Origin of the sequence: Rhizobium sp. BR 317 (genome assembly GCF_047445835.1) — a bacterium.
Lineage (GTDB): Bacteria > Pseudomonadota > Alphaproteobacteria > Rhizobiales > Rhizobiaceae > Rhizobium > Rhizobium paranaense.
The window spans coordinates 23690-46562 of the sequence record NZ_JARWLB010000033.1; the positions used below are offsets into that span (position 1 = coordinate 23690).

General features: G+C 58.1%; 21 protein-coding genes and 3 pseudogenes. 9 read left to right on the forward strand and 15 right to left on the reverse strand.

The genetic code is table 11. The features are described 5' to 3' along the window. Positions 1–4: 4 nt before the first annotated feature. The 3 genes from sfnG to QD357_RS30060 all read right to left on the reverse strand — a co-directional run bounded on the left by sfnG (position 5) and on the right by QD357_RS30060 (position 3069). Entirely contained in the window at positions 5–1114 is a 1110-nt protein-coding gene (sfnG, locus tag QD357_RS30050; protein WP_414125716.1) for a dimethylsulfone monooxygenase SfnG, read from the reverse strand. A 32-nt stretch (positions 1115–1146) separates the two neighbouring features. Continuing rightward, the gene (msuE, locus tag QD357_RS30055; RefSeq protein ID WP_414125717.1) at positions 1147–1722 is read right to left on the reverse strand and encodes an FMN reductase; all 576 of its coding nucleotides are present in this window, start codon (positions 1720–1722) and stop codon (positions 1147–1149) included. 684 nt (positions 1723–2406) lie between these two features. Continuing rightward, positions 2407–3069 carry a DUF1684 domain-containing protein gene (locus QD357_RS30060; RefSeq protein ID WP_183941131.1) on the reverse strand — a complete coding sequence of 221 codons (663 nt, stop codon included), beginning with the start codon at positions 3067–3069 and terminating at the stop codon, positions 2407–2409. A 37-nt stretch (positions 3070–3106) separates the two neighbouring features. Here QD357_RS30060 and QD357_RS30065 point away from each other — a divergent pair. Continuing rightward, positions 3107–3226, forward strand: a pseudogene (locus QD357_RS30065) (ATP-dependent DNA ligase); the annotation flags it as partial. Positions 3227–3464: 238 nt separating this feature from the next. Here the strand turns inward: QD357_RS30065 and QD357_RS30070 are convergent. Next, entirely contained in the window at positions 3465–5300 is a 1836-nt protein-coding gene (locus QD357_RS30070; RefSeq protein ID WP_414125718.1) for a methyl-accepting chemotaxis protein, read from the reverse strand. Positions 5301–5616: 316 nt separating this feature from the next. Continuing rightward, a pseudogene (locus tag QD357_RS30075) lies at positions 5617–5786 on the reverse strand (ATP-dependent DNA ligase); the annotation flags it as partial. A gap of 69 nt (positions 5787–5855) precedes the next feature. Between QD357_RS30075 and QD357_RS30080 the strand changes: the two are divergent. From QD357_RS30080 to QD357_RS30090, 3 genes are all read left to right on the forward strand, one after another. Next, entirely contained in the window at positions 5856–6623 is a 768-nt protein-coding gene (locus QD357_RS30080) for an IS6 family transposase (protein ID WP_414125719.1), read from the forward strand. A 347-nt stretch (positions 6624–6970) separates the two neighbouring features. Further along, positions 6971–7786, forward strand: coding sequence for an NYN domain-containing protein (locus QD357_RS30085; protein WP_414125720.1), 816 nt, complete (start codon positions 6971–6973; stop codon positions 7784–7786). Beyond that, the gene (locus tag QD357_RS30090; RefSeq protein WP_414125721.1) at positions 7759–7947 is read left to right on the forward strand and encodes an antitoxin Xre/MbcA/ParS toxin-binding domain-containing protein; all 189 of its coding nucleotides are present in this window, start codon (positions 7759–7761) and stop codon (positions 7945–7947) included. Before QD357_RS30085 ends, QD357_RS30090 begins: the two co-directional genes overlap by 28 nt. A gap of 565 nt (positions 7948–8512) precedes the next feature. Here the strand turns inward: QD357_RS30090 and QD357_RS30095 are convergent. The 3 genes from QD357_RS30095 to QD357_RS30105 are packed head-to-tail and all read right to left on the reverse strand — an operon-like array spanning position 8513 to position 13972. Further along, on the reverse strand, positions 8513–11776 hold the full coding sequence (locus QD357_RS30095; protein WP_414125735.1) for an error-prone DNA polymerase: 3264 nt from the start codon (positions 11774–11776) through the stop codon (positions 8513–8515). Then, on the reverse strand, positions 11776–13290 hold the full coding sequence (locus QD357_RS30100; protein WP_414125722.1) for a Y-family DNA polymerase: 1515 nt from the start codon (positions 13288–13290) through the stop codon (positions 11776–11778). Before QD357_RS30100 ends, QD357_RS30095 begins: the two co-directional genes overlap by 1 nt. Then, on the reverse strand, positions 13211–13972 hold the full coding sequence (locus tag QD357_RS30105; RefSeq protein WP_414125723.1) for an ImuA family protein: 762 nt from the start codon (positions 13970–13972) through the stop codon (positions 13211–13213). The genes QD357_RS30100 and QD357_RS30105 overlap by 80 nt, the downstream gene beginning before the upstream one ends. A 173-nt stretch (positions 13973–14145) precedes the next feature. On the opposite strand from QD357_RS30105, the pseudogene QD357_RS30110 reads away from it, so the two are divergent. Then, positions 14146–14413: pseudogene (locus QD357_RS30110) on the forward strand (hypothetical protein). Next, entirely contained in the window at positions 14410–15501 is a 1092-nt protein-coding gene (gene dinB, locus QD357_RS30115) for a DNA polymerase IV (protein ID WP_414125724.1), read from the forward strand. Before QD357_RS30110 ends, dinB begins: the two are co-directional and overlap by 4 nt. Here dinB and QD357_RS30120 read toward each other — a convergent pair. Then, positions 15498–15995: an SOS response-associated peptidase family protein gene (locus tag QD357_RS30120; protein WP_414125725.1), complete on the reverse strand. Its 498-nt coding sequence runs from the start codon at positions 15993–15995 to the stop codon at positions 15498–15500. The genes dinB and QD357_RS30120 overlap by 4 nt on opposite strands. Before the next feature lie 56 nt (positions 15996–16051). On the opposite strand from QD357_RS30120, the gene QD357_RS30125 reads away from it, so the two are divergent. After that, complete coding sequence (locus QD357_RS30125; protein WP_414125726.1) at positions 16052–16642, forward strand: SOS response-associated peptidase; 591 nt, start codon at positions 16052–16054, stop codon at positions 16640–16642. A gap of 1134 nt (positions 16643–17776) precedes the next feature. Here QD357_RS30125 and QD357_RS30130 read toward each other — a convergent pair. The 5 genes from QD357_RS30130 to QD357_RS30150 all read right to left on the reverse strand — a co-directional run bounded on the left by QD357_RS30130 (position 17777) and on the right by QD357_RS30150 (position 21362). Further along, on the reverse strand, positions 17777–18169 hold the full coding sequence (locus tag QD357_RS30130) for a hypothetical protein (RefSeq protein WP_414125727.1): 393 nt from the start codon (positions 18167–18169) through the stop codon (positions 17777–17779). A 49-nt stretch (positions 18170–18218) separates the two neighbouring features. Further along, positions 18219–18737 (reverse strand): hypothetical protein, encoded by a 519-nt coding sequence (locus tag QD357_RS30135; RefSeq protein WP_414125728.1) that lies wholly within the window; start codon positions 18735–18737, stop codon positions 18219–18221. Between the two features lie 166 nt (positions 18738–18903). Continuing rightward, the gene (locus QD357_RS30140; protein WP_414125729.1) at positions 18904–20517 is read right to left on the reverse strand and encodes a hypothetical protein; all 1614 of its coding nucleotides are present in this window, start codon (positions 20515–20517) and stop codon (positions 18904–18906) included. Positions 20518–20668: 151 nt separating this feature from the next. Further along, a complete protein-coding gene (locus QD357_RS30145) occupies positions 20669–21124 on the reverse strand; it encodes a DUF6714 family protein (protein WP_414125730.1) in 456 nt (151 codons plus the stop codon). Between the two features lie 16 nt (positions 21125–21140). Beyond that, entirely contained in the window at positions 21141–21362 is a 222-nt protein-coding gene (locus QD357_RS30150; RefSeq protein WP_414125731.1) for a hypothetical protein, read from the reverse strand. Positions 21363–21487: 125 nt separating this feature from the next. On the opposite strand from QD357_RS30150, the gene QD357_RS30155 reads away from it, so the two are divergent. Continuing rightward, positions 21488–21763, forward strand: coding sequence for a hypothetical protein (locus QD357_RS30155; RefSeq protein WP_414125732.1), 276 nt, complete (start codon positions 21488–21490; stop codon positions 21761–21763). 157 nt (positions 21764–21920) lie between these two features. Further along, entirely contained in the window at positions 21921–22124 is a 204-nt protein-coding gene (locus tag QD357_RS30160; RefSeq protein WP_414125733.1) for a cold-shock protein, read from the forward strand. Positions 22125–22619: 495 nt separating this feature from the next. On the opposite strand, the gene QD357_RS30165 is transcribed toward QD357_RS30160, so the two are convergent. Continuing rightward, positions 22620–22873 (reverse strand): DUF4365 domain-containing protein (locus QD357_RS30165; protein WP_414125734.1); only part of this gene is annotated, 254 nt, incomplete at its 5' end.

A 22873-nucleotide genomic window follows, 5' to 3' on the forward strand; every position in this document is an offset into this window, starting at 1 on the left:
GAGCCTATTCGGCTGCCACCGGCTGCGTGCTGGCGGCCTCTTCGAGCTCACGAACCAGCGGGATCACATGCTTGCCGAAATACTCGACCTCCTCCTGGAAGTGCAGGAAGCCAAGCAGGATCAGATCCGCACCCGCCTGCTTCAGCGCCACAACCCGCTCGGCAACCTGCCGTGGCGTGCCGATAAGGTTCGAGCGGAAGCCATCATTATATTGAACAAGGTCTTCGAAAGAGGATTTCGCCCAATTTCCTTCACCTTCCGGCGACGCTTTGCCGGCGTTCTTCACTTCATGCCCGAAGGCATTGACCGCCTCCGGATTGGCTTTCTCGATGATCTCAGCAAGCACCGCCTTGGCTTCTTCCTCCGTCTCGCGCACGATTGCAAAGGCGTTGACCCCGATCCGCACGGAGTGGCCGTTCTCCTTGGCCTTCGACTGAATATCGTCAACCTGCTTGCGAATCTCGGCCGGCGTATTGCCGTTGGTAAAGTACCAGTCGGAGACGCGTGCCGCCATGTCGCGAGCCGCACGGGAGGAGCCGCCCTGGAAGATTTCCGGCTGCGGATCGATCGGCTTCGGCTTCAGCGAATAATTGTTGAAGCGATAGAAATCGCCCCGGAAGGTGAAATTATCCTCTGTCCAGATACCGCGAAGCGCACGGATGAACTCCTCCKACCGGCGATAGCGTTCGTCATGATCGAGCCAATGCTCGCCAATGGCGGCGAATTCGCCGCGGAACCAGCCGCTGACGATATTGACCGCGACGCGCCCGTTGGTCAGGTGATTGATGGTGGCAATCTGCTTGGCGGCAAGGGCCGGATTCCAAGGACCAGGCAGGATCGCGGCGATCACCTTCAACGTCGTCGTCGATTCAAGCAGGGCGTGGCTGAATGAGACGGACTCATGCTGAAATTCCGCCCCATAACCTGCCGTGAAACGGATCTGGCTCAGGGCATAGTCGAAACCGCTCGCTTCGGCGATCTGCGCAAGCTTTCTGTTGTATTCGATCGTCCAGCTTGTGCGCTGTTCGATATTCGAAATCACCAGCCCGCCCGAAACATTCGGCACCCAATAGGCAAATTTGACCGGATCGTTCGAGGCATTGGAAAAAGTCATGTAAGGCTCCCTCTTGAATTTCGTTCTATGGACTAAGCTGCCAGTCCGCTGTGTTTCCCCKACGCGGCGACCACTCCGATGTCGATCGCCTGCGTGATAGCCGCGACCTCCTCGACGGCTCGATCTACACGCTCGAAGACGGCAGGATTTGTGAGTTCGTAATCGGTAAAGTCGGCCTCAAGCGCATAGATTGCGGTCGGGACGGTCAGCGCATTGAAGAAGCCAAAGAGCGGCCGCAATTGGTGCTCAAGCATCAGGCCGTGCAACGGCGTGCCGCCTGTGGCAACTAAAACGATACGTTTGCCCGCCAATGCCCGATAATCGACAAGGTCAAACAGATGCTTCAGTGCACCACTATAAGACGCGCGGTAGACGGGCGATCCGACGATGATGATATCAGAGCCTTCCACCGCGGCAATGATCGCCTTGCCCTCGGCATCGAGCTGATCTGCTCTGAGCGCGCGAAAGAGCACGGGTGCCGCATCGACAAGCTCGATGGACTGCACGTGGCCACCGACACGCTGCCGCAAGCGATCGACGATGAGGTTGACCAAGGACGCCGTCCTAGACGGTCTTTTGACATTGCCGCTGAGTGCGAGGACGTTCATGATGGCGATAAATCCGGTTTCGATTAGATAATTTACCCTATAGTTTTAGTAGCTTTTAGATAGGAGAAGATGTTCTAATCTTCGAAGCAAAGCGGATTGAATGCTGTCGTTAACGGCGTCTTATCGGAAGAATTTTCTCTGAGGTAATGTCGCTTGCTAGTAAGACGGGCGCTGAAGAAATGAGGCAGGAGCGCTGCTAGCTAACCCATACATGAGACTGGAGCCGTGATCCTTCTACGTTCCTAGCAACTAGGATCCCAGCCGCGATGATGCTGACATTCCTTATACACGCTCTTGAACCAACTCGGACCCTCGACCAACCATTTCGATTGGCTGGCATAAGGTTCTGTTATGGAACCACAGCTTTTGATCTATTTAAAAAGGTCTTTTAGATCGAAATTTAACTCGGCTGAAAACTGGCCTCAGCTCTGATAAATAACCTTTGGGCGCAAGAATTGAGGCGGCTGAAGCGCGGCTGGGCGACAAGCCATGACCTGTCGTTCTTTCTTGACAATGCAATTCTGATGTCAACTCAACTACCAGCCTCGAGCCCAATCAAAATAGCTATCAGGCGACTGGATGCAGTGAAGGTCAATCGCACCGACAGTGAATGGCAGCAAGTAGAACCCAATTTGCAAGTGATGTGCTTTCATCACAATCACTGCATCTCCGCTTCACCGCGGCTCATTTCGAGATAAGTAGCCGTTCTCCGGCTCTTACCCCGCCTTTCAGTCGATTACCCGATGGCGCTAATGGACAGACATAGCGGGAAGAATAGGCACACGACGGAAAATAGGAGAAGTTGAAATCGAGCACTAGTGTGCCGTCTGGACGGACAACTCCGAGATCCGCTCCCTTGATGGTGTCGAGGAGATATCGGCCACCGCCATAAGTTTCGGTCCCTGAGGTCGCGTCGACAAAAGGCAGGAACACGCCACCGCCGTACCCCTCAATCCAGTAAAGGGTCAACTCGCCACCCAATCTAGTCTCCAGCCCCGCTGTACGGGAGAATGCATGCATCGACAGGTCGCCATCCACCCCCGTTGCGACGGTTGTCCGTTCCGGCGTTACCGGGACAAGCTGTACCGTCAGGCGCAACGAGGGATCATAAGAAAATGTCGTTGGCCCTTCGAACTTCTCGCGGTCCGCCAATTCAATTGGCGACTGAGGATGGTCGCGAAACAGGGTCGAACGGGTGTCGCACCAAAGCCGCCAGGCGGCAACCGCGTCCGGACTAGAACGCACCTCGTAGTAGAGATTTGCGATCTTCTCGCGCCATTCCCACAGTTGTTGAGTCTCGTTCAAATCATTTCCCCCCATGTCAGAAATGACGCGGCTTTCGTTCATCGAAACGCTCGCCCAATCATTGCGGCACAACTATATACTTGCCGCATCCGGCAAAAATGAGGGTAACCGTGCCTCCGACGCAATCCCATACGCATTCGATCTCATCCATCTGGACGGACACGATCTGCGCAATGTCGAATACGGATCGCGCCGACATAAACGATCAGGAGCTGAGCCAGGCTCTCGGCGACGACACTCTCAATGAACTCGCCGCTAAACTGGTCTCTCGAGGGAGGAAATTCTAGGTTGACCTTCCGAAGGCGTTCGACAAGTTGACGCCAAACGGAAATGCGCCGGCGCCAAAGCAGGCCGAAGAGTTGACCTCGCCACGGAGTTCCTTGGGGCCACTGCTTATTGGCCTTGTTCAAGTTAGCGACGCAGCTCCGATGCCGCGATTAAGCCGCCATGATCCGCACAGTATTTCTCATCGCGAAGATCTGCTCTGCGTCGCCGTCAATATGAAACTGGTTGACAAGATCGCGCAACCTGCTCGCCTCGCTCGACAAAGATGCGGCCGCTGCCGTCGATTGCTCGACCATCGCCGCGTTCTGCTGAGTGGATTGATCCATTTGATTGACCGCAGTGTTGATTTCGGCAAGTCCCGTGGACTGCTCTCGCGCCGAAGTCGCGATCGCCGCCATTAGCTGATTGATCTGAGATACATGGTCACTGATCGATTTTAGCGACTGGCCAGTCTCAAGGACCAGTTTCACGCCATTGTCGACTTCAGCTGAAGATTTCTCAATGAGGCCCTTKATCTCCTTGGCCGCGGTTGCCGCACGCTGCGCGAGTTCGCGGACCTCTTGAGCGACAACGGCAAAGCCTTTACCCGCTTCCCCGGCTCGAGCAGCTTCAACGCCTGCGTTAAGCGCCAGTAAGTTTGTCTGGAAAGCGATCTCGTCGATGACAGCAATAATATTGGAAATCCGCTCCGAGCTGTCCTCGATTCGCCTCATCGCGTGTTCGGCTTCAGATACCACCGACGCAGAACGTTCGGCACTGACATTAGCCTTCTGTGCGACGTCGCGAGCCTCGTCGGTTCGCTTGGAGGCTGTGGTAACATTGGCGGTAATTTCATCAAGGGCCGCCGCCGTCTCTTCCAATGAGGCGGCCTGCTGTTCCGTACGCTTGGAAAGGTCTTGCGCCCCCAATGCGATTTCGCGCGTTCCGCTCTCGATGCTGTGCACCGTCTTTAGTACAGCGCCGATGGTGGAACCGAGCTGTTTGAGTGACGCGTTGAAATCCTCTCGCAATTGCTCGTACTCTGCGGCGAACGGCTCCGTTAGCTGGACGGAGACATCTCCGCCAGCCAGACGCCTTAATCCATTTCCCAACGTTGTCGTGGCAAACCGCAGTTGTCGCGCTTCTTTTTCGGCACGGTMCTGTTCTGTGGCACGCGCTGCCTCTGCCTGGCTCCGCGATGTGGATGCTTCCTGCTCCAATCGAAGAACATTTATCGCATCTTGTCGGAAAACCTCCACTGCCGCAGCCATCGCGCCAATCTCATCCGCGCGGCCGGCATAGGGAATGGCACTTTGCAGATTTCCATCAGACAAGATTTTCATGGCGTCAGCAATTCGCCGGATCGGATTTGCGATACCCAACACAGCGAATATCGTTCCGGCAAAGGCGACTAAGATCGCGAGAGTCGCGATTATTGCTGTTACAGTGAACGCGTGGCTTGCCGTGGCGCTACTTCCAGCGACGTAGGTTTCGGCCTGGCCCAGGATGAAAGCCACCAGGTCCGCAATCCTTTGGCCCACCTGATCAGATTGCGGCTCCATGCTCTCGCGGAAAAAACTGACCGCCTCGGCTGTCTTCCCGCTATCCTGCAGGCGGATCATTTGCTCGGCGAATTCGTCATATTTCTTAAGTTCTGAACTGACTTGATTAATCAGCTCTCGGCCTCGCTCGGTTCGGACGCCTTTGACATATTCATCAATCGCCCGTTCGACTGCAGTGTTCGCATCGCTGAGGAGCTCTGCTTCGGCAGCTCGATTGTCTGGTGACGCCTGCAATAGATAGCGCGAGTAAGCGAGCTTAAGATCAGAGAAGTTGCCCTTGATATCTCGGGCGGTGACCAGGCGCTTCATCCAGAAGCCACCGATTTGGTGGGTATCGTCGTTCAGCGTCGAGATCGTGCTGAGGGAACTGTACGACAAAACAACGAGGAAGATACCGATGACTGATAAGACTGCAATGAGGGCCTGCTTGACACTCGGGCGCTTCATTCGAATCTCCAGCTCCTGAGGATGACCGCGCGGGTCGGGTATCTGTAAGAATTTGCCCGATCTATTAATTTAGAATTAACTTTATTCGGTCCAGCCATCGCAGGCTGAATTTCCGATCATATTGCAAACGCCGCCTGGTAAAGCGCTTTCGGCGCCGCTACCAAGAGTTTGTATTCGCGAGCCAGTTGCGAATCACGATGATAACGCGGCCAAACGCGTTCAACTCTGACATCGAGTTGAAGAGAGGGGGCAGGTCGGATGTGTCCTTCAGTTTTTCATTCATCTGACATCGCCTGAGAGCCGCGCTCATGGGTGCTCACGCCGCTCGCTTTGACTTTCCGAGACGTCTGATTGCCTGCTCGAGCGGTCGCTCGCTATCACAATAGTCCTGCCAGAACGAGCAAGAAGCGCAGGCACGATGCGAACCGTGAACCGCTTGGGGTTGAGATCGGACTTCAGCTGTATCCAGGTGAGTGGCACAGATAATCGAGGGCTCTGTTGCAAAAATTCGGTTGATCACCGAAAGAGCGCCGGTGATTTTCAGCGAGATTTTTGATGAGCGATTTCAAATTGCGTCATTTTCAGGGTGAAGTGATTTTGTGGGCGGTTCGATGGTATTGCCGCTATGGGGTGAGCTACCGCGACCTTGAACAAGTGATGGGTGAACGAGGTGTCGCGGTCGATCATTCCACGCTCTACCGGTGGGTCCAGAAATACGCGCCAGAGATTGATAAGCGGCTGCGCTGGCATTGGCGCCGACCCCAGTCAACAAGCTGGCGGCTTGATGAAACCTATGTGAAAGTCCGCGGCCAATGGACGTATCTTTACCGGGCCGTCGATAAATTCGGCAATACGATCGATTTCTATCTTTCGCCAACTCGCAATACCAAAGGGGCCAAACGCTTTCTCGGCAAGGCTTTGAATGGATTGAAAGACTGGGAAAAACCGACTGTGATCAACACCGACAAGGCACCGACCTACGGCATTGCGATTTCAGAGCTGAAGGCAGAAGGCAAATGCCCTGAAGAGCTTTTGCATCGGCAGGTGAAATATCTGAACAATATCGTTGAGGCCGATCACGGTAAGCTCAAGCAATTGATCAGGCCGGTCAGAGGGTTCAAGACACTGAAAACGGCCTATGCGACCATCAAAGGTTTCGAGGTGCTGCGGGCGCTACGCAAGGGGCAGGCTGCGATTTTCAACCTGACCGGCGACGTTCGAGGAGAAGCTCGTATCGTTGAACGGGCTTTCGGCATTGGTCCGAGCGCATTAACGGAAGCCGTGGCTCTGCTCGCCCCGAATCTCGAAACTCAAACCGCCTGACAATGGAGAAAATGGGAACTTCCCTGCAATCCAAACTTTTTGCAACAGAGCCCCCACGGCATAGAGCGCGGCCGGCCGGTATGGGCGGTGGCCCTTCTCCCGATTCACTCGTCGCGTGGGATGCGTGATTCCGTTGCGGACTTGCCGAGAAATGCCTATCTTGGCTCAATTCACGGAGAAACTGCCGGTTTCAGGTCGTTGATGGCTGTCAATGTCGGTTGACGAGAGAACTATTCGACACTATGTTGAAACCTAACAACTAACCCAGCATCCTGAGAGACATGGGCTCCGGGCGGTTGGGGTAAAAAGCCGGCGCAAGCCGGTTTTTTTATGTCTTGGGGGCAGGAGTGCCAGCATTACGAACACGCGTCTATATCGACGGCTACAATCTTTATTACGGTTGCCTTCGCAAGACCGCCTTCAAATGGCTCGACGTCCTGAGCCTGTTCGAAACGCAAATTTTGCCGACAATCCTCTACAGGCCGACACTGGACGCCGAGCCGGCAACGATGCCCCTGCATCCGGACTGCGCGATCAAATATTTCACAGCCAAGATCATCGAGAGTGCCGCCAAGGGCGAGGATTCGGTGTCTTCACAGGCCCAATATCACAATGCCTTGACGACGCACTGCGGTGGCAGGCTCTCCTTCGTAATGGGCCATTATTCCCTTTATAAGGCCAATCAGCACATCGTTCCGGCCGACGATCCGAAGCGCTGGCCGCGCGATTGCGACAAGATCCAGGTCTGGAAGCTCGAGGAAAAGCAGTCGGATGTGAACCTGGCGCTTCATCTCTACGACGATGCCTTGAGCAGCGAGGTCGACCAAGTGGTGCTTGTCACCAATGACACCGACCTGACGCCGGCGCTGGAGATGTTGAAGGCGCGCTGCCCGGATATCGTCCGCGGCCTGGTGATCCCGACGCGCAAGGCTGGCGGGGCGGGGACCTTGAACGCGAGGCAAACGTGTCGCTGGCGAAGCTCGCTCATTGGGTCAGGCGGCATATATCGGATGATGAATTGCGAGCGTCGCAATTGCCCGATGTCCTCCCCGGCCGCCGGCGGGCCAGCGTCAAGCCGCATTCATGGTATGCGAAGCCGCATCATCTGGCGAAGATGCTGGAGATGGCCCGCCCGGTGTTGCGCACCGAAGGCGAAGTCCTGAAGTGGGCGCGCAGGGAGAGCGCGCATCTCGGCGGGCGTCGCCCGATCGATCTGATCGAGACGGATGCCGGCGCGGTCGAGGTCTTCGACTACATCGAAGCCTATATACGCGAGCAGCTCGATAAGGCCGGTGATCAGGACGATCTGTCCTCGAAATCCTGAATTTGACGGTTGGGAAGGGAGGGCTMTGTTGCAAAAAATTCTTGTGATAGAATGAAATTCCAAAAAGCCTTGGACAGCTGCCAAAAAACAGCTTCTTTGATATTCCGCCACCTCGAACTGCAGCTGCTATGAGGCTGTTCAAGGCGATTTAATATCAATAGAAGGATTATTTTTCTCCAATTTTACGCCCCAAAAAATTTTTGCAACAGAGCCATATTTGATTCACTGTGGGGTCGTCGCCCCCAGAAATCGCGCGGGTGGTTGCCCGTACACGGGCGCGACCGGGAATTTCGGTTCGGTTAGCCGCCAATTTTGACTGCTACGCGCGCCCTAGATCTCGCTATTTCTCCGGCGGAGGTAGTTGCCACCTTCGCTACCGCCATGATCCAACCAACCGGTGGTCGCTTTGGCCGATAGGTGCCCTGACGGAGGGAATGGCGAAACCCTCGCGATTTTCATGCTCCGATCGGCGTTGGCCGAGGCCTGAGCGTGACGCTATGACGTGCCCGCCCTAACGGGATCGAACCAACCGCCCCACGATCGCAGCAATCAGCAAACAGCCACTCTACTGAAAATTCCTGCTCTTGATCTTCAGCGTGTCGATATGAAGATCCGGCACGAATAGATCCCTCGCCCGAACCCCTGAAGGCGCCTTTTCGCGCGAATCCGGACTTCCCGGAGAGCCATGGGCAAACTCATCGCCGCGGCCGGTCGGCAGATGGAACGCACCGTCGCGCCCGGCAAGCCCTGACAAATCCGCCGATAGATCGAAGAGCTGCTGGGCGACCAGGTGAACCACCTCGCCTTCCCGCTGGATCCTGCCGTTGATCGCCATCATGCTGGCGCCGAGCACTACGCGGCGGGAGCGCTCGAACAGTTTCGGCCAGACGACGACATTGGCTATGCCGGTCTCGTCCTCGATGGTGATGAACATGACGCCCTTCGCCGATCCCGGCCGCTGGCGCACCAGCACCAGGCCGGCCGCCATCAGCCACTGGCCGTCGCGCGCCGTCATCGCTTCGGTACAGGTGACGATCCGGCGTTTGGTAAGATCGGCCCGCATAAATCGCAAAGGGTGCTCGCGCAGTGTCAGCCCGACGTGGCTGTAATCTTCGACGACATTGTGCCCGTCGGTCATCTGCCTGAGCTCGACTCCCGGCTCCTGCTGCTCGGCAATCGCCCGCGCCTCGCGTTCGGCTGCGGCCGTAAACAATGGCAGCGGCTCGTCGCGTAGCGCCTTGATCGCCCAGAGCGCATCGCGTCGTTCGAGCCGCAATGACGGCAGGAACGCGTCCGCTTGCGCCAGCTCGACGAGTGAGGCAACCGGGACCCCAGACCGCCGCCACATATCGTCCACCGATGCGAAGGGCTCGTCGGCGTGTGCAGCGACGATGCGCGCTGCGTCGGCAGTCGCCAACCCGTGTACCAAACGCATGCCAAGCCGCACCGCATGCCGGCTTGTGCCGTCCACCTCCTCGAGCGTGCAGTCCCAACGCGAGCGGTTGATGCAGACCGGACGGACCTCGACGCCGTGCTTTCTCGCGTCGGAAACGATCTGTGCCGGCGCATAAAAGCCCATCGGCTGCGAGTTCAACAGTGCTGCGCAGAAGACATCCGGAAAATGGCATTTCACGTAGTTTGAGGCATAGGCGATCAGCGCGAAGGAAGCGGCATGGCTTTCGGGAAAGCCATAGGAGCCAAAACCTTCGAGCTGCGAAAACGTCTTTTCAGCGAATTCCGGCGAATAGCCGTTTTTGATCATCCCGGAGACGAGCTTGTCCTTGAAGCGGGAAACTCCACCCGTGAACTTGAAGGTCGCCATGGATTTGCGGAGCTGGTCGGCTTCGCCGCCGGTAAACCCGGCGCAAACCATCGCCACCTTCATGGCAGACTCCTKGAACAGCGGCACGCCCAGCGTCTTGTGGAGGACCGCTTCCAGTTCCGGCGTCGGATATTCGACCTTCTCCTTGCCTTCGCGCCGGCGCAAATAGGGATGGACCATATCGCCCTGGATCGGTCCGGGACGGACGATCGCCACCTGAATAACGAGGTCATAGAAGGTTTTCGGTTTCATCCGCGGCAGCATCGACATCTGGGCACGGGATTCGATCTGAAACGTCCCCAGGGTGTCGGCCTTGCGGATCATCGCATAGGTCGCCGGATCCTCCTGTGGGATGGTGGCGAGGTCGAGATCCTGATGGTTATGCTCGCCGATGAGGGCAAAGGCCTTGGCCATGCAGGTCAGCATGCCGAGCGCCAGCACATCGACCTTCATCATCTTGAGCGCCTCGACATCGTCCTTGTCCCATTCGATCACCTGGCGGTCGGCCATCGCCGCCGGTTCGATCGGCACGAGATGATCCAGTCGGTCATGGGTCAAGACGAAGCCACCGGGATGTTGGCCAAGATGACGCGGCGCTCCCATCAGCTGCTGGGCAATCCGCAGGGTCAGGGCGAGACGCCGGTCCTCCGTATTAAGCCCGAGGGCGCGCACTTGGCTCTCACCGACCGTTTCCGACCAGGACCAGATGCCGGAGGAAAGCGCCTTGATCAGATCTTCGGGCAGGCCGAGCGCCTTGCCGACATCGCGAATGGCGCCCTTGGCGCGATAGCGGGTCACGGTGGAGCAAAGTGCGGCCTTGTCATGGCCATAGGTCTTGTAGATCCACTGGATCACCTCCTCGCGCCGCTCATGCTCGAAATCGACATCGATGTCGGGCGGCTCGTCGCGCTCCTGGGAGACGAACCGCTCGAAGAGGAGGTCGTTGGTGTCGGGGTCGATCGAGGTGATGCCGAGCACATAGCAGACGGCCGAATTCGCCGCCGACCCCCGGCCCTGGCAGAGAATGTCCTGCGATCGGGCATAGCGGACGATCGAGAACACCGTCAAAAAATAGGGCGCGTATTTCATCGTCTCGATCAGCGCCAGTTCATGGCGGATCGTCTTTTCGACATGCGCCGGCAGGCCTTCGGGATATCGCGTCATCACGCCTTCCCAGGTATAGTGTTCCAGCGATTGCTGGGCGGTCATGCCAGGGATCAATGCTTCCTCGGGATACTGGTAGACGAGCTCCTCGAGCGAAAACGTGCAGCGCTCGACGATCTCCATGGTACGCGCCAAGGCTTCGGGGTAGCGGGGAAACAGACGCGCCATTTCTTCCGGTGGCTTCAAAAATCGATCCGCGTGGCGCTCGCGCTCGAAGCCGACATCGTCGATGGTGGTGCCGGTGCGGATGCAGGTAACGACATCCTGTAGCTGCCGCCGGCCGGGCTCATGAAACAGCACATCGTTGGTGACGACGGTCTTCACCCGGTGCTTCACCGCGAGGTTCGACAGCTCGTGCAGCCGCAGCTGATCGTTCGGACGCCGTCGCAGACAGAGCGAGACATAGGCGCGATCGCCGAAGATTTCCGCCATCTTCCGGAGCTGCACCGCGCAGACCTCGTCGGCCAAGTCCGGCACCAGGATGCCGATCAGTCCCTCAGAATAGTGCGCCACATCATCGAGGTGCAGGATGCACTTTGCCTTCCCGCCCCTGCCCTTGCCCAGGGTCAGCAGCCGGGTCAGCCGCGAATAGGCGGCGCGATCGGTGGGGTAGACGAGGATCGACATGCCGTCGGCGAGATCGAGCCGGCAACCGACGACGAGCCGCAGGCCGGTGGCGCGTGAGGCTTCGAGCGCCCGGACGATGCCGGCCAGGCTGTTGCGGTCGACGACGCCGAGCGCCTCGATACCCATGAGCTTGGCGGTGGCGAAGAGTTCTTCCGCCGAGCTTGCGCCGCGGAGGAACGAGAAATGCGTGGTGACCTGGAGTTCAGCGTAGCGCATCAGGCAAACACCCCGTGCAGGAACCATTTGTGCGATCCGGTGTCCGCATCGACCCCGTCGCCGGATCGGAAGATCCAGAAGCGCTCGCCGGCATCATCCTCGACGACGAAGTAGTCGCGCACGGCGACCCATTCGGAGCTGCGTTGCCACCACTCGCCGAAGATGCGCTCCGGGCCGTCGGCGCGCTTTACCCGGCGCCGCTTGCCGCGCCAAATAAAAGAGACCGGCGGATGATCGGGTAAGAGCGCAATCACCTCGATCGCTTCCGGATGCGCCTGCAGCCGAGACGGCCGCGGCCAATGGAGCGGCCAGGTGGCGCCGACCTCGTCGGCCGTCGGCGCAATCCGCTGGACGCTGCGCTCGGGGACGTCGCTCGCGACCGGCGCGACACGGAAAATCCGCTGGCCGCCGCGATTGCCAAGCACGTCGATCAGCGGCGCCACATCCGTCACCTGCTCTTCGATCAATGAGGAAGCCGACTGTATGTCAGCAAGCGGTTCGGCGATGATGGCGGCGAGGCTCAGCTTTTCGATGCCGAAGCCGGGCTCGATCTTTTCGATACGATCGCGGAAGAGTTTTGTCAGCCAGGCGATGTCGCGGACGGGCTTGGCCGTTCCGGCTCGGAGTGACTGAAGGCTGTTGTCGACGCGGTGGATGATGAGGTCGGCGCGCCGCACGCCAAGCCCGCGCTTTTCGAGCTCCAGACAGAGCTGCCGGACCAGGCGGGTTACATATTTCTCGATGGTCTCCGGTGCGCCGATCGGTTCGGCAAAGGATTTTTGCACCTCGACGAGATCGGCCGGCCGGATCGGATCGATCGGCTCGGCGAGCCGGCCGAACATCTGGTCGAGACGCCGACCAATTTCCGCCCCGAAACGCAGCGTCAACGGCGCCCGCGGTGTGCCGGCAAGATCACCGACGGTGGTAAAGCCGAGGGTGCGGAGACTTCCGACGATCTCGGCCGGCAGTCGCAGCGACGACAACGGCAAGCGGTCCATAGCCTTGGCAGTCCCGCCGCGCGGAATGACGACCGTCTCGCGATCGGTGGAGCGGGCGAGCGCGTGCGCGGCACCCCAGCTGTCGGCGATCGCCGCTCGCGCTGCAAGACCGCGACCGCGGAAACGGTTGACGAGACCGGAGAGCATCAGGTCCTCGCCGCCCTGCAGGTGATCGGCGCCTTCGGTATCCATGACGATACCATCAGGAGGATCCATGGCGACCACCGGAGAATACTGAGACAAGGCCCACAATGTCAGCCGTTCGAGTGTCGCAAGGTCGGCCGCCGGATTGGCGTCGATCATCGTCAAACCCTGCACCAGCGCCTGCGCCTTGGCGGCCGGCATGCCGACACGCAGGCCAAGTTTGAGCGCTKACCGGTCGGCCGCCGCAACCCATCGCTTGGAGCCGCTCCTGGCGATGACCACCAGGGGCGTATCAGGGGAGAGCKAAGGATCGGCGCGCCTGATCCGGTCGGTCGGCAGTGTCGGAAGAAAGACAGATACKACCCTGGCCATCACATGCTCCGATAATAAATTCTCCTCCCTCGCCTGCCCTCACCCGCATCAGCTCTGCCAGCCAGCGCGCGCGGCCGACGCCCGGAACGGGCAGCGGTTCGGAGGGCAATACCGAGATCCGCCAGCGGGTTGCCGCGGCCGTCGGCATGCCGAAATCGGAGGCTTCCGTCTGGCGCCGCCAGCGGCGGATCACCAGGCCCAATGAACCGGATTTTTCCGCCGCGAGCTGCAGCCGGCGCGACGCCGTCATCGGCAGGCGCACCAGTTCGGCGACCACAGCGCCAAGGCCGCCATAGCGCAAGGCCTCTTCGAAACTTGCGAGCACCGTCTCTTCTTTGTCGCCCTCGACGAAGATGACGCGATCAGGATGAAGTCCTGCCTGAGCAAGTGCCGGAAAGAACAGATCGAAGCGCGTCAGGCACCAGACGACCTTGCCGGTGGTGCGCGCCGCGATGCCGCCGATGAAGAGTGCAGCGGCCGCCCCGTCGATCGCGCCGTTGCCGCCGCCGGCGACTTCATGCAGCGCGCCATAGGCGAGCCCACCTCCCGGCAGCTGCGCATCGATCTCACTAACGCCGAACGGCAGGACGTTGCGATGGCGCAGGCCGGTCCCTTCCAGGCTGGCGATTTTCTCGCGCAACTCGTCGAGGACGGCATTCGACGTGGCGACTGATGTAGTCATGATCTCCTTCACGGCACCCGTTTTGACTTGAGAAGAGGCGATATGTTCTTTATTTGTTCTCAAAGCAAAAACGAGTCAATGTGCGCCCGACGCGCTGAAGTTGAGCGCGGATGCGGGCCTGGTGGATTCCATGAACGGATTCAATCCGATGGCTGAATTAGGAATTTTTTCGCATGGCCCGACCAGGCCCGTTGAGTGATCTGAGATTGAAGGATTATCGTGAGCCGGTTATCGAATTCAGCTGTGGCCGATGTGACCGGCATGCCGCGATCGAGCGCAAGCTGTTGGTGAAAGCGTTTGGGCAGCAGTGTGAGCTTCGCGATCCTTCGCCGTCGGATGGCTATGGGCTGCGAGCGCATGCAAACGCCGGAAGGTGACAAATGCGGCGCGCACTTCCCATGTCTGGGCGACATAGATGCTCCTGATGGAAGCCAGTCATGACAAACGATGAAGGTCACGAGCGGCCGCGCAAGATCGTCCATGTCGACATGGACGCCTTTTACGCGTCGGTCGAGCAGCGCGATAATCCGGACTTGCGTGGCAAGCCGATTGCCGTCGGTGGATCGGCCGCCCGCGGCGTGGTGGCGGCGGCGAGCTACGAGGCGCGCGTCTTCGGCGTCCACTCCGCGATGCCGTCGGTGACGGCCAAGCGCAAATGCCCGGACCTGATTTTCGTGCCGCCGCGCTTTGACGTCTATAAGGCGGTGTCGCAGCAGATCCGCGAGATCTTTGCCGAATACACGCCGCTGATCGAGCCGCTCTCGCTCGACGAGGCCTATCTCGATGTCACGCACAATCTCAAAGGCATGGAGATCGCCACCGAGATCGCGTTGGAGATCCGCGCCAGGATCAAAGCGGTTACCGGGCTCAATGCCTCGGCCGGGATTTCCTACAACAAGTTTCTCGCCAAGATGGCGAGCGACCTCAACAAGCCCAACGGCCAGGCTGTCATCTCGCCGAGGAATGGGCCGGCCTTCGTCGAGGCCCTCCCCGTCAAGAAATTCCATGGCGTCGGCCCCGCGACGGCCGAAAAGATGCACCGGCTCGGGATCGACACCGGCGGCGATCTCAAGCAGCAGACGCTCGAATTCCTCGTCGAGAATTTCGGGAAGTCGGGGCCATATTTTTACGGCATTGCTCGCGGCATCGACGAGCGCCAGGTCAAACCKAACCGGGTGCGCAAATCCGTCGGCGCCGAAGATACCTTCTCACAAGACCTCCATGCTTACGACCCGGCCCGTGAAGGGCTTCAGCCGTTGATCGAAAAGGTGTGGAGTTATTGCGAGGCCAATGGGATCGGCGCCAAGACGGTGACCCTCAAGGTCAAATATGCCGACTTCAACCAGATCACCCGCAGTAAGACGGTTCCCGCACCTCTGCCGGCCATCGCCGACCTGGAAGAGATCGTCAGCCTTCTGCTGGCGCCGATCTTTCCGCCGCGAAAGGGCATTCGCCTGCTCGGTGTCTCGCTGTCGTCGCTGGAGCGGCGGAGCTCCGGAACGGAGCCGCAGCTGCGGTTGGCTCTTTAAACCGCCAGTATCGGCTGGGCAGGCGCGCCGGCGTGACGCTTGATCCGGAACGTCCCCGCCGGCAGCGGCCGCAGGATTTCCTCTTCGGGGAGAAATCCGTCGAGCCAGGCCATACGTTGGTCGCGTGTCAGCACCGCCATCTGCCGATCGTGGAACGGCGCGATATCGGCATTCGCCTCGATGGTCAGGATGGCATAGGCTTCCGGCCAATCATCAGCCGCCGGACGCCAGATCCCGGCGAAATAAAACCAGTCGCCATTGGCGAACGAGAAGCTGAAGCTTTTGAGGCGAAAATCCGAGGCTGGGATCAGGCAGCGGTGGGTCGGAAAGGTCCGTCCTTCCGATCGGACGACGTTGACGGCGCGCGGGCCGCCGTCGCGGGGACGCAGCCCCCATGGCAGCTCCACCATCTCCACATCGCCGTCATGGCGTCTTATGATGACGCGGCGCTCGTTGAGCGGGGCGTCAGACTGGAAAACCTTCGCGCTCATCATAGATAGAACATATCAGGAACGATTTTTCGAAGCAACCAACCTGTAATGGGGGACGCATGTGCAATGATTATCGGCTGATGGTGGATGCTGCTTCGATCGCGAAGGACTTCGCCGATCTGAAGATCAAAATCCGCTTTGGTGAAGGCATACCGAACCTCGAAGCGCGTGAGGACATCAAGATCACCGACCTCGGTCCGATCGTCAGGACGATTGAGGGAGCCCGCGATGAGGCCGAGCTCGTGCAGCGGCGCTGGAGTTGGCCGGGACAGAATAAGCGGCCGGTGTATAATTTCCGGTCGGACGGGCGCGAGTTCACCTCCAATCGCTGCCTGATCATTGCCGATGGCTTTTACGAGTTCACCGACCCGAAGGACCCGAAAAAGAAGCGCAAGGACAAGTGGCTGTTCACGAAGAAGGACGAGCCGATCTTCTGCATCGCCGGCATCTGGCGCGAAACGCCGGAGGTCGGCCAAGCATTCACCATGCTGACGATGGAACCGGGACCAGACATCGCGCCCTACCATGACCGTCAGATCGTCATCCTGGAGCGCAGCGCATGGGCCGGCTGGCTCGATCCGACGGTTTCCGCAAAGTCGTTGATCAAACCGCTCCCCGCGGGGACGCTGGTGGTGGACCAGATGGGCTAGTCGGACTCGATAACGATTCGCTTATGGCGTTCGACAAAATCCCTTCCGTAAGCGGGCGGACTTGTTTCCTGGACAAGGCGTGGCGAGCAGCCACATTGCTGGTCGCTGCCTACGTCGCTGCTGTATACCTCGCGACGTGCAGGTCATCATATCGTTTAGCGCATTGATGTATCCCTGACCACACGCTTTCTGATGGATGGGGCCATGAGGCGGCCGCCAGAACGATCGCCTTAGCGAGCGACAACGGGCCCATCCACTTGAAATGACGAACCACCGGTGACTGGCTTGCCGGGTTGCCTGATAACGGCAATAGCCAAAGCCGACAGACATCATCCACAGGCCGGCGCAAAAAACGTAGGCTGCGATCATGGTTTTTGCCCGCTTTCGGGGATCGAATAAGTCGCCTTGGACGGTACCAGCTTCTCGACATTGAAAATGCCGATTTTGCGGACGTTGCTGCTGATCAGGCGGGTGGGGCGCCGTCGCTCTGCGGGTTGTCAGGCTGCTCGAGAGGTTCGAGCCGAGTGGCACCCCAAAAGCCTTTCACCATGATACCAATCATGACAACAAGGCCAAAACACCTTAGGGCGTTATAAAAGGTCATGGGATATCTTCCCCCTTCGTTCTCGCAAAGCATAGATGAATTTGCCTGACTCGCGAGAAATAAGGTTCCAGTGTCAAATGGGAAGGCAACGCATGATCGCCACGCAGTGGATCCCAGACACTACGGTGAAGGCAATGGTGCACGGACGACAAATTATGAAGAGCCCACTAAAATCTCAGTCAGTCTAACCAGCCAGGAAGCAATCGTGCTTTTCGAGCTTCTTTCCCGCTAGGTTGCCGACAACAATAGCCCGCCAGGCAATGAAAGTTTTGTGCACCCAAGCGAATGGGCGGTATTGCAGGGTGTTTTGACCTCTTTGGAATCGCAGCTGGTTGCTCCGTTCCGAGAAGATTATAAGAAAATCGTAAGCCACGCCCGGGAGGGAATATCGCTGGACTGTTCGAGATTCAGATTGAATGAGTGAGGGTCGGTAAAATCGAGCGCGCATAGGGAGACGATTAGGCTGTTGTGTTCGCGTTTAACAGCGTTCGGATCGGCTGGCTCGGTTGATGGGCCCCAACCAGCTCAGACTATCGGATCACATAGCGATCCTTCTCGTCGAGCTCGTCAGGGTCGAGCAGCACGACTGAGTGCTGCCCGGCATTGGATATATGCACAAACGAATATGGATTTGCTGTTTCATCGTCTGCGAGCAGCATCGACCTGTCGAGCGCCACAGCAAGGCGGCAGGCGCTCTCCAGGATAGCACGGGCAGCATGTTCCGCTGAATAGATTGAGATGATCTGAGAATAGTCTTCCACCGTCGACGATTGGACCACGCAGGTCACCAGAAACATCCMGATCTCGCTGATGCTGTGAACTACGACGACACGATCAAGAGCAATGTCGAGCATTGCGGCGACTCCGCGTTGCAGCGTTTCATCATCCACAGGCCTGCCCAAAATTGCATCAAACCAGATCATAGCTGGCTGCTTCGCAACGGACCCAACTTCGCTCGCTCCTCTGAAACTTTCAGTCCGGGACAAATTCACATGCCAGTAAGGTCTTGTCTCCCAGGTCCCCGCCCTCGCGCGCGACAATCGATACGTTGCCTGGGCTAGCGAGACCGGCCGGAGGCTGCAGATTGGCCGCGAGCGCGCGTGCATAGCCCTTGCTCGAAGCGCCCAAAAGGTTCGAGGTCTCGCGCTTCAGATGATATTTCGCCGCCAATTTGTCAGCCTGCAGACCCTTGATCAAAACGCCGGTCGCCGAACTGGCAAAAAACACTTCATCGCTTTCAAATCCGTCTCGGCCGATCTGATGCGGAACTTTGTAGATCGCAGCGCCCAGCAAGGATGTATCGGGCTTTGCGAGCTTTTCCGCCGCGTCATAGACGGCCGTCGCCGAGGTGAGCGTATAGGGCGGTTTACACAGCGCCGCGTCATAAAACATCGAGCTCGTATCGGCGGCGATGGCGGCGCCACCGTCGAGAGCAGCGATGAAAACCAACGCGCTCAGGCCGTTCCGGCGCGAATTAATGAGATCAAACATCGAAAATTCCACAATTGAATATTGACCGCCGGGATGGGCATCCCGATTGAGCTGTCGATGAGGGGAGTTCCACGATCGAGTTGTAAGAGTGACTACAGCCTATATCTGCGATGGCAAGACCATTTTCCCCGGTTGGTTCAGCTTGTCCCCGACGGTCTGCATCAGCCTATGCCAATTCTATACGTCCGGTACTCCCTCCATTGCGGAGCTGGCCGAACGGGATGACGGCGATACGGCCGTCAAAAGTCCCAGCGGCCAAAGAACCGTCAGCCGCATCCATGCAGTAGATAACCGTCGGAAGACCTTCGATCGTTACGTGTCCGGTGATCACCACCGCCCCGTCTGCTGCATTCAGCAGGGAGAGCGTGCCGTCCAGAAAAGCCACAAGGATCAACTCTTCTTTTCGAGCGTATACGATGGCGCTTGCGTTGGCGGTGGTGGCAAAGCGCCAAATCTCCTGGTCCGCTCCGGCATGTCTCAACCATCTGGAGCGAAGGCTGCCACCTACAGCATCGCCGCTCGCGATCGGTCGGCGGAAGATAAACCCTCTTTTGCCTTTGTTCGGGTCCGGATCGTAATGCCGCCCAGTCATGATTATGCCAGGCCCCAATTCATCCTCGACGTAACAGCCCAGACATTCCATTGCATGGCTGGCGTGACTGCCGTCTGCTCTCAAGACCGGCCAAAGCGGCTCGACAGCGCCGTCTGGCTGGACACGGCAGAGACGCTTGTTCTCATGCGAGGTCTCAGGTCTCCCCTGAAGAATGAAGAGATCGGGCGCTCCATCAATTCCCAGGAAGTGGTTGAAACAATCATAGTGGCCGAGATCCGCGAAGCGCACGTCGCTTGTCTTAGGATCCACAATGACGTCGGCTTTTGCCCCTCCCACCCGATGTCTATCCAGTCGTCCGAGCACCAATCCATCCTTTGAGGAAGCGAAATTATAGCAACCTTCGAAAGTTGCGATTTCCGAAAGGCTGTCGTTGGAAAGCGCCAATAGCCGTGAATGCCGTACCTGCCAGCCCGCAACGTCATATACCCCGATGACGGGAGGCAACGTCCGCAGAATGTCCGCCCCGTATCGTCCGTCTTCCCTGAAGCTGATGACGCCGCCACTCGCAACATCATGGATTTCGAGCAGGCAATCATTGTGAACCGCCACTATCCTGGCATCATCCAGCCAGGCGACGTCCCAGATCGCGCCTCGGCTTGAAAGTTCATCGACTCCAAACCACGCCCTCAGCTGTCTCTCTATCGTCTCGTGCTGATCGGGATCAGGTTTCGCAAACTCGAGCGTGTGCCGGACGATCGTCTGACCGGGGTCAATCTCGACGTCTGCCGTGTCCGCCGCACCGGACTGTCCATAGGGCAGGCTCAGCGGATAAACCCGGTCGAACGGGTCATCCCCCTCTCCCCATTCTTCATTCCAAGGCCGGACCAGAATATCGAGCAGCTTTCCGTCCTCACTGAAGCTGCAGCTTTCGACTTCCGGTACGTCCCTGGCCACCGGCCAGGACCGATCCTCTTGCCAATCCCAAAGAAATAATTCGCCCTCGAATAGGTAGCCGCCGTCATAGCTACCGGCTGCCACGGCAATAACCGGATCGAAAGGATGAAAGCTCACGTCGTTGATGGGCAGATGCAAACGGTCGAAGACGGCGAAAGGGCTTGCTTCACCGCGGTGATGAAGGGCCAGACGCTGACATATCCGCTGCCCCATATAACTCGCCCGGCCAGGAGGGTTTGTGAGCAGAGGAAGGGTACTTGCGATCGCAATCATGCTGCCGTCAGGGCTCGTGAATACCCGGGAAATCGCGCCGCTTCCTCGGACGGTTGGTGAGCAAATGATCAAAAGGCTCAGTCTCCTCGATGCCGCGTGCTACTTCCTTGTCGTCTGAAATGCGGATGGGAGCCTCGTTCAGCTCCAAGCCTTATAACCCCCACTCTTCCAGCGCTCTTTCTATATCGTAGCGGTAGGACGCCATATTCTCCTTCTCACGAATGGTTTCCAGATAGAATTCCACAGCATTCCGCTGAGCCGGCGTAAGCAGGCAAAATTTCTCTGAAGACCCGAGTAAGTGGTGTGCGAACTCGTGTTTATAGTCATCGTCGAGATCGGCAATCAGATATGCGGGCAGATGAAATCGCATTCCTTCCGCATCAAAAAACGACGGGCTGCCGGAGTGATTGTTCAGGGCCTCTATTGTGATTGCGGCCCAATCATTCTTCTCATCATCGGCCCGACATGCGGCACGAACCTCGTCGCTCGAGTAGTCGTCGAGCGCCTGCGCCTCATTGAGACCGACGCCGCCACCCAGGGCGACGCATGCAAATGCGTCTCGTATCGCGGCTTCCGCCTTCTCTATGATATCAGCTGCCGGTTTCATCAGAGCAGGCGCCTGTTCAATGATGCGCCCCTCCGTCTCCTTGCGACGTCGGCCACGCCCCGCCCTCGGTGCGCTCGAACTGGATGCCGCTCAGGATACCTTCCTGCGATGTCGCGGATCGCGCTCGCCGCCGTGCCCTCTTTTCCCAGTGAAACGAGAGGAAAATAATAGCTGTAATCAGCACCAGGCCGGAAATAACACCGGCTGCAATCAAACCTGCCGTCAAGATGATTTCCATATCGGCTCAATCCTCATGATCAGGAAATATCGATTGCTTTAAACCAAGGAAACCGATGGCTTCGCGCATTTGGTCCCAGGATATCGCTATGATAGCGCACTGCAACGATCATCGAGGGAGGATATATGTTCAAATCCGTTTCTGACAGCGCGGCTGCTGCCGACGGGGGATCGCTTGCGTTGTTCGTGGAACGATTGGACGGAGAATTGGAGCAATTCGTTATAAATCGCTCCATCGCTTCGCGTGGGACGCCTGCCTATAACAAAGTGGTCTCCAACCTCCGGTCTCTTTCAGCCGATGATTGCCGGGCGATCGCCGCAGCTCTTGAACCGCTCCTTGCAACAACCCTGTCAGTGCATCCGCTAGCGGATTTCATCAAAACACTTCGGGAACAGCCCTGATTCTAACGCAAACGACGGCTTCCGAGGCCGTGTCACGCAAGCGGCTCGGCTCTTCGATTGAAAGTTTTGAAAAAGCGGCAGGCTGCAAAACTGAAAACCATTGATCACGAGTCAATCGAGCTATAGGGTCGCGTCACAATCCGAAAAGGAACTCAATATGGCGACAGGTACGGTTAAATTTTTCAATGACGACAAGGGGTTTGGCTTCATCACTCCCGAGAGCGGCGGAGCGGATGTGTTCGTTCACGTGTCTGCTCTTCAGCGCGGCGGCTCGCTCCGGGAAGGCGACAAGGTCAGTTACGATGTCGGCCAGGATCGCAAGACCGGAAAGTCGAAAGCTGAAAACGTCGCCGTTCTCTGATCCTATGCAGTAGTGCTTGGGCCGATCTCCAGATTTCCGGCTAAGCTCGCCTCACTTCAGACCTGGAGGACTTGAAGAAGACTTAACGGTTGGAAAGGCATGGATTCCGCGCAATCCAATGCCGCAGACAAGACCGTGCGTGTGCTGGTCGATGTCACTTATGCGCCGGGTTGGGTCATCATCCGTTGCGGTTACGTGTCGTTTTGCATTTAATCGTGAGACTCTGCCTGCAACCATCCGCTACCGAATTCCGGAAATATTCAAAGATGGAGACCGCCGTCTATCTGACCAGTGGCCCTAGCTCCGCCGGAACGTCCACGATGACGTCCGCACCGGTAAGTTCAAGTTCCTCCCGGCTGCCGTATGTTCACGGCGGGACGTCCGTCGTCTTCGGCGCGCACGAACCGGGTGAGCGCCCCGTCCCTGCTCGTCTGCTGCGTCCATCCCTGCCGAACGAGGTAGCGCATGATGGATTGCTTGGTCGCGTCCATGGCGTCACTCCGCGAACGCTGAGAAGGCGGCTTCGAGCCGCTTTCGATTGTCGTCGAGGATGGTCGTCAACGACKACACGTTCAGCAGGTTGCGACGAGGGAAGCTGATCTGCCGCGTCGTGTTCTCACTCTCGATCMGAGGCCCTGTCACGGTCGTGAAGTAGCAGCACTTGCGGAGAAGAAGCGAGTCTTCGGAAAATTCCATCCACTGGTCCTCGTTATCCGGGAGACACATCAAGATCAGGATCGCTGGAACGG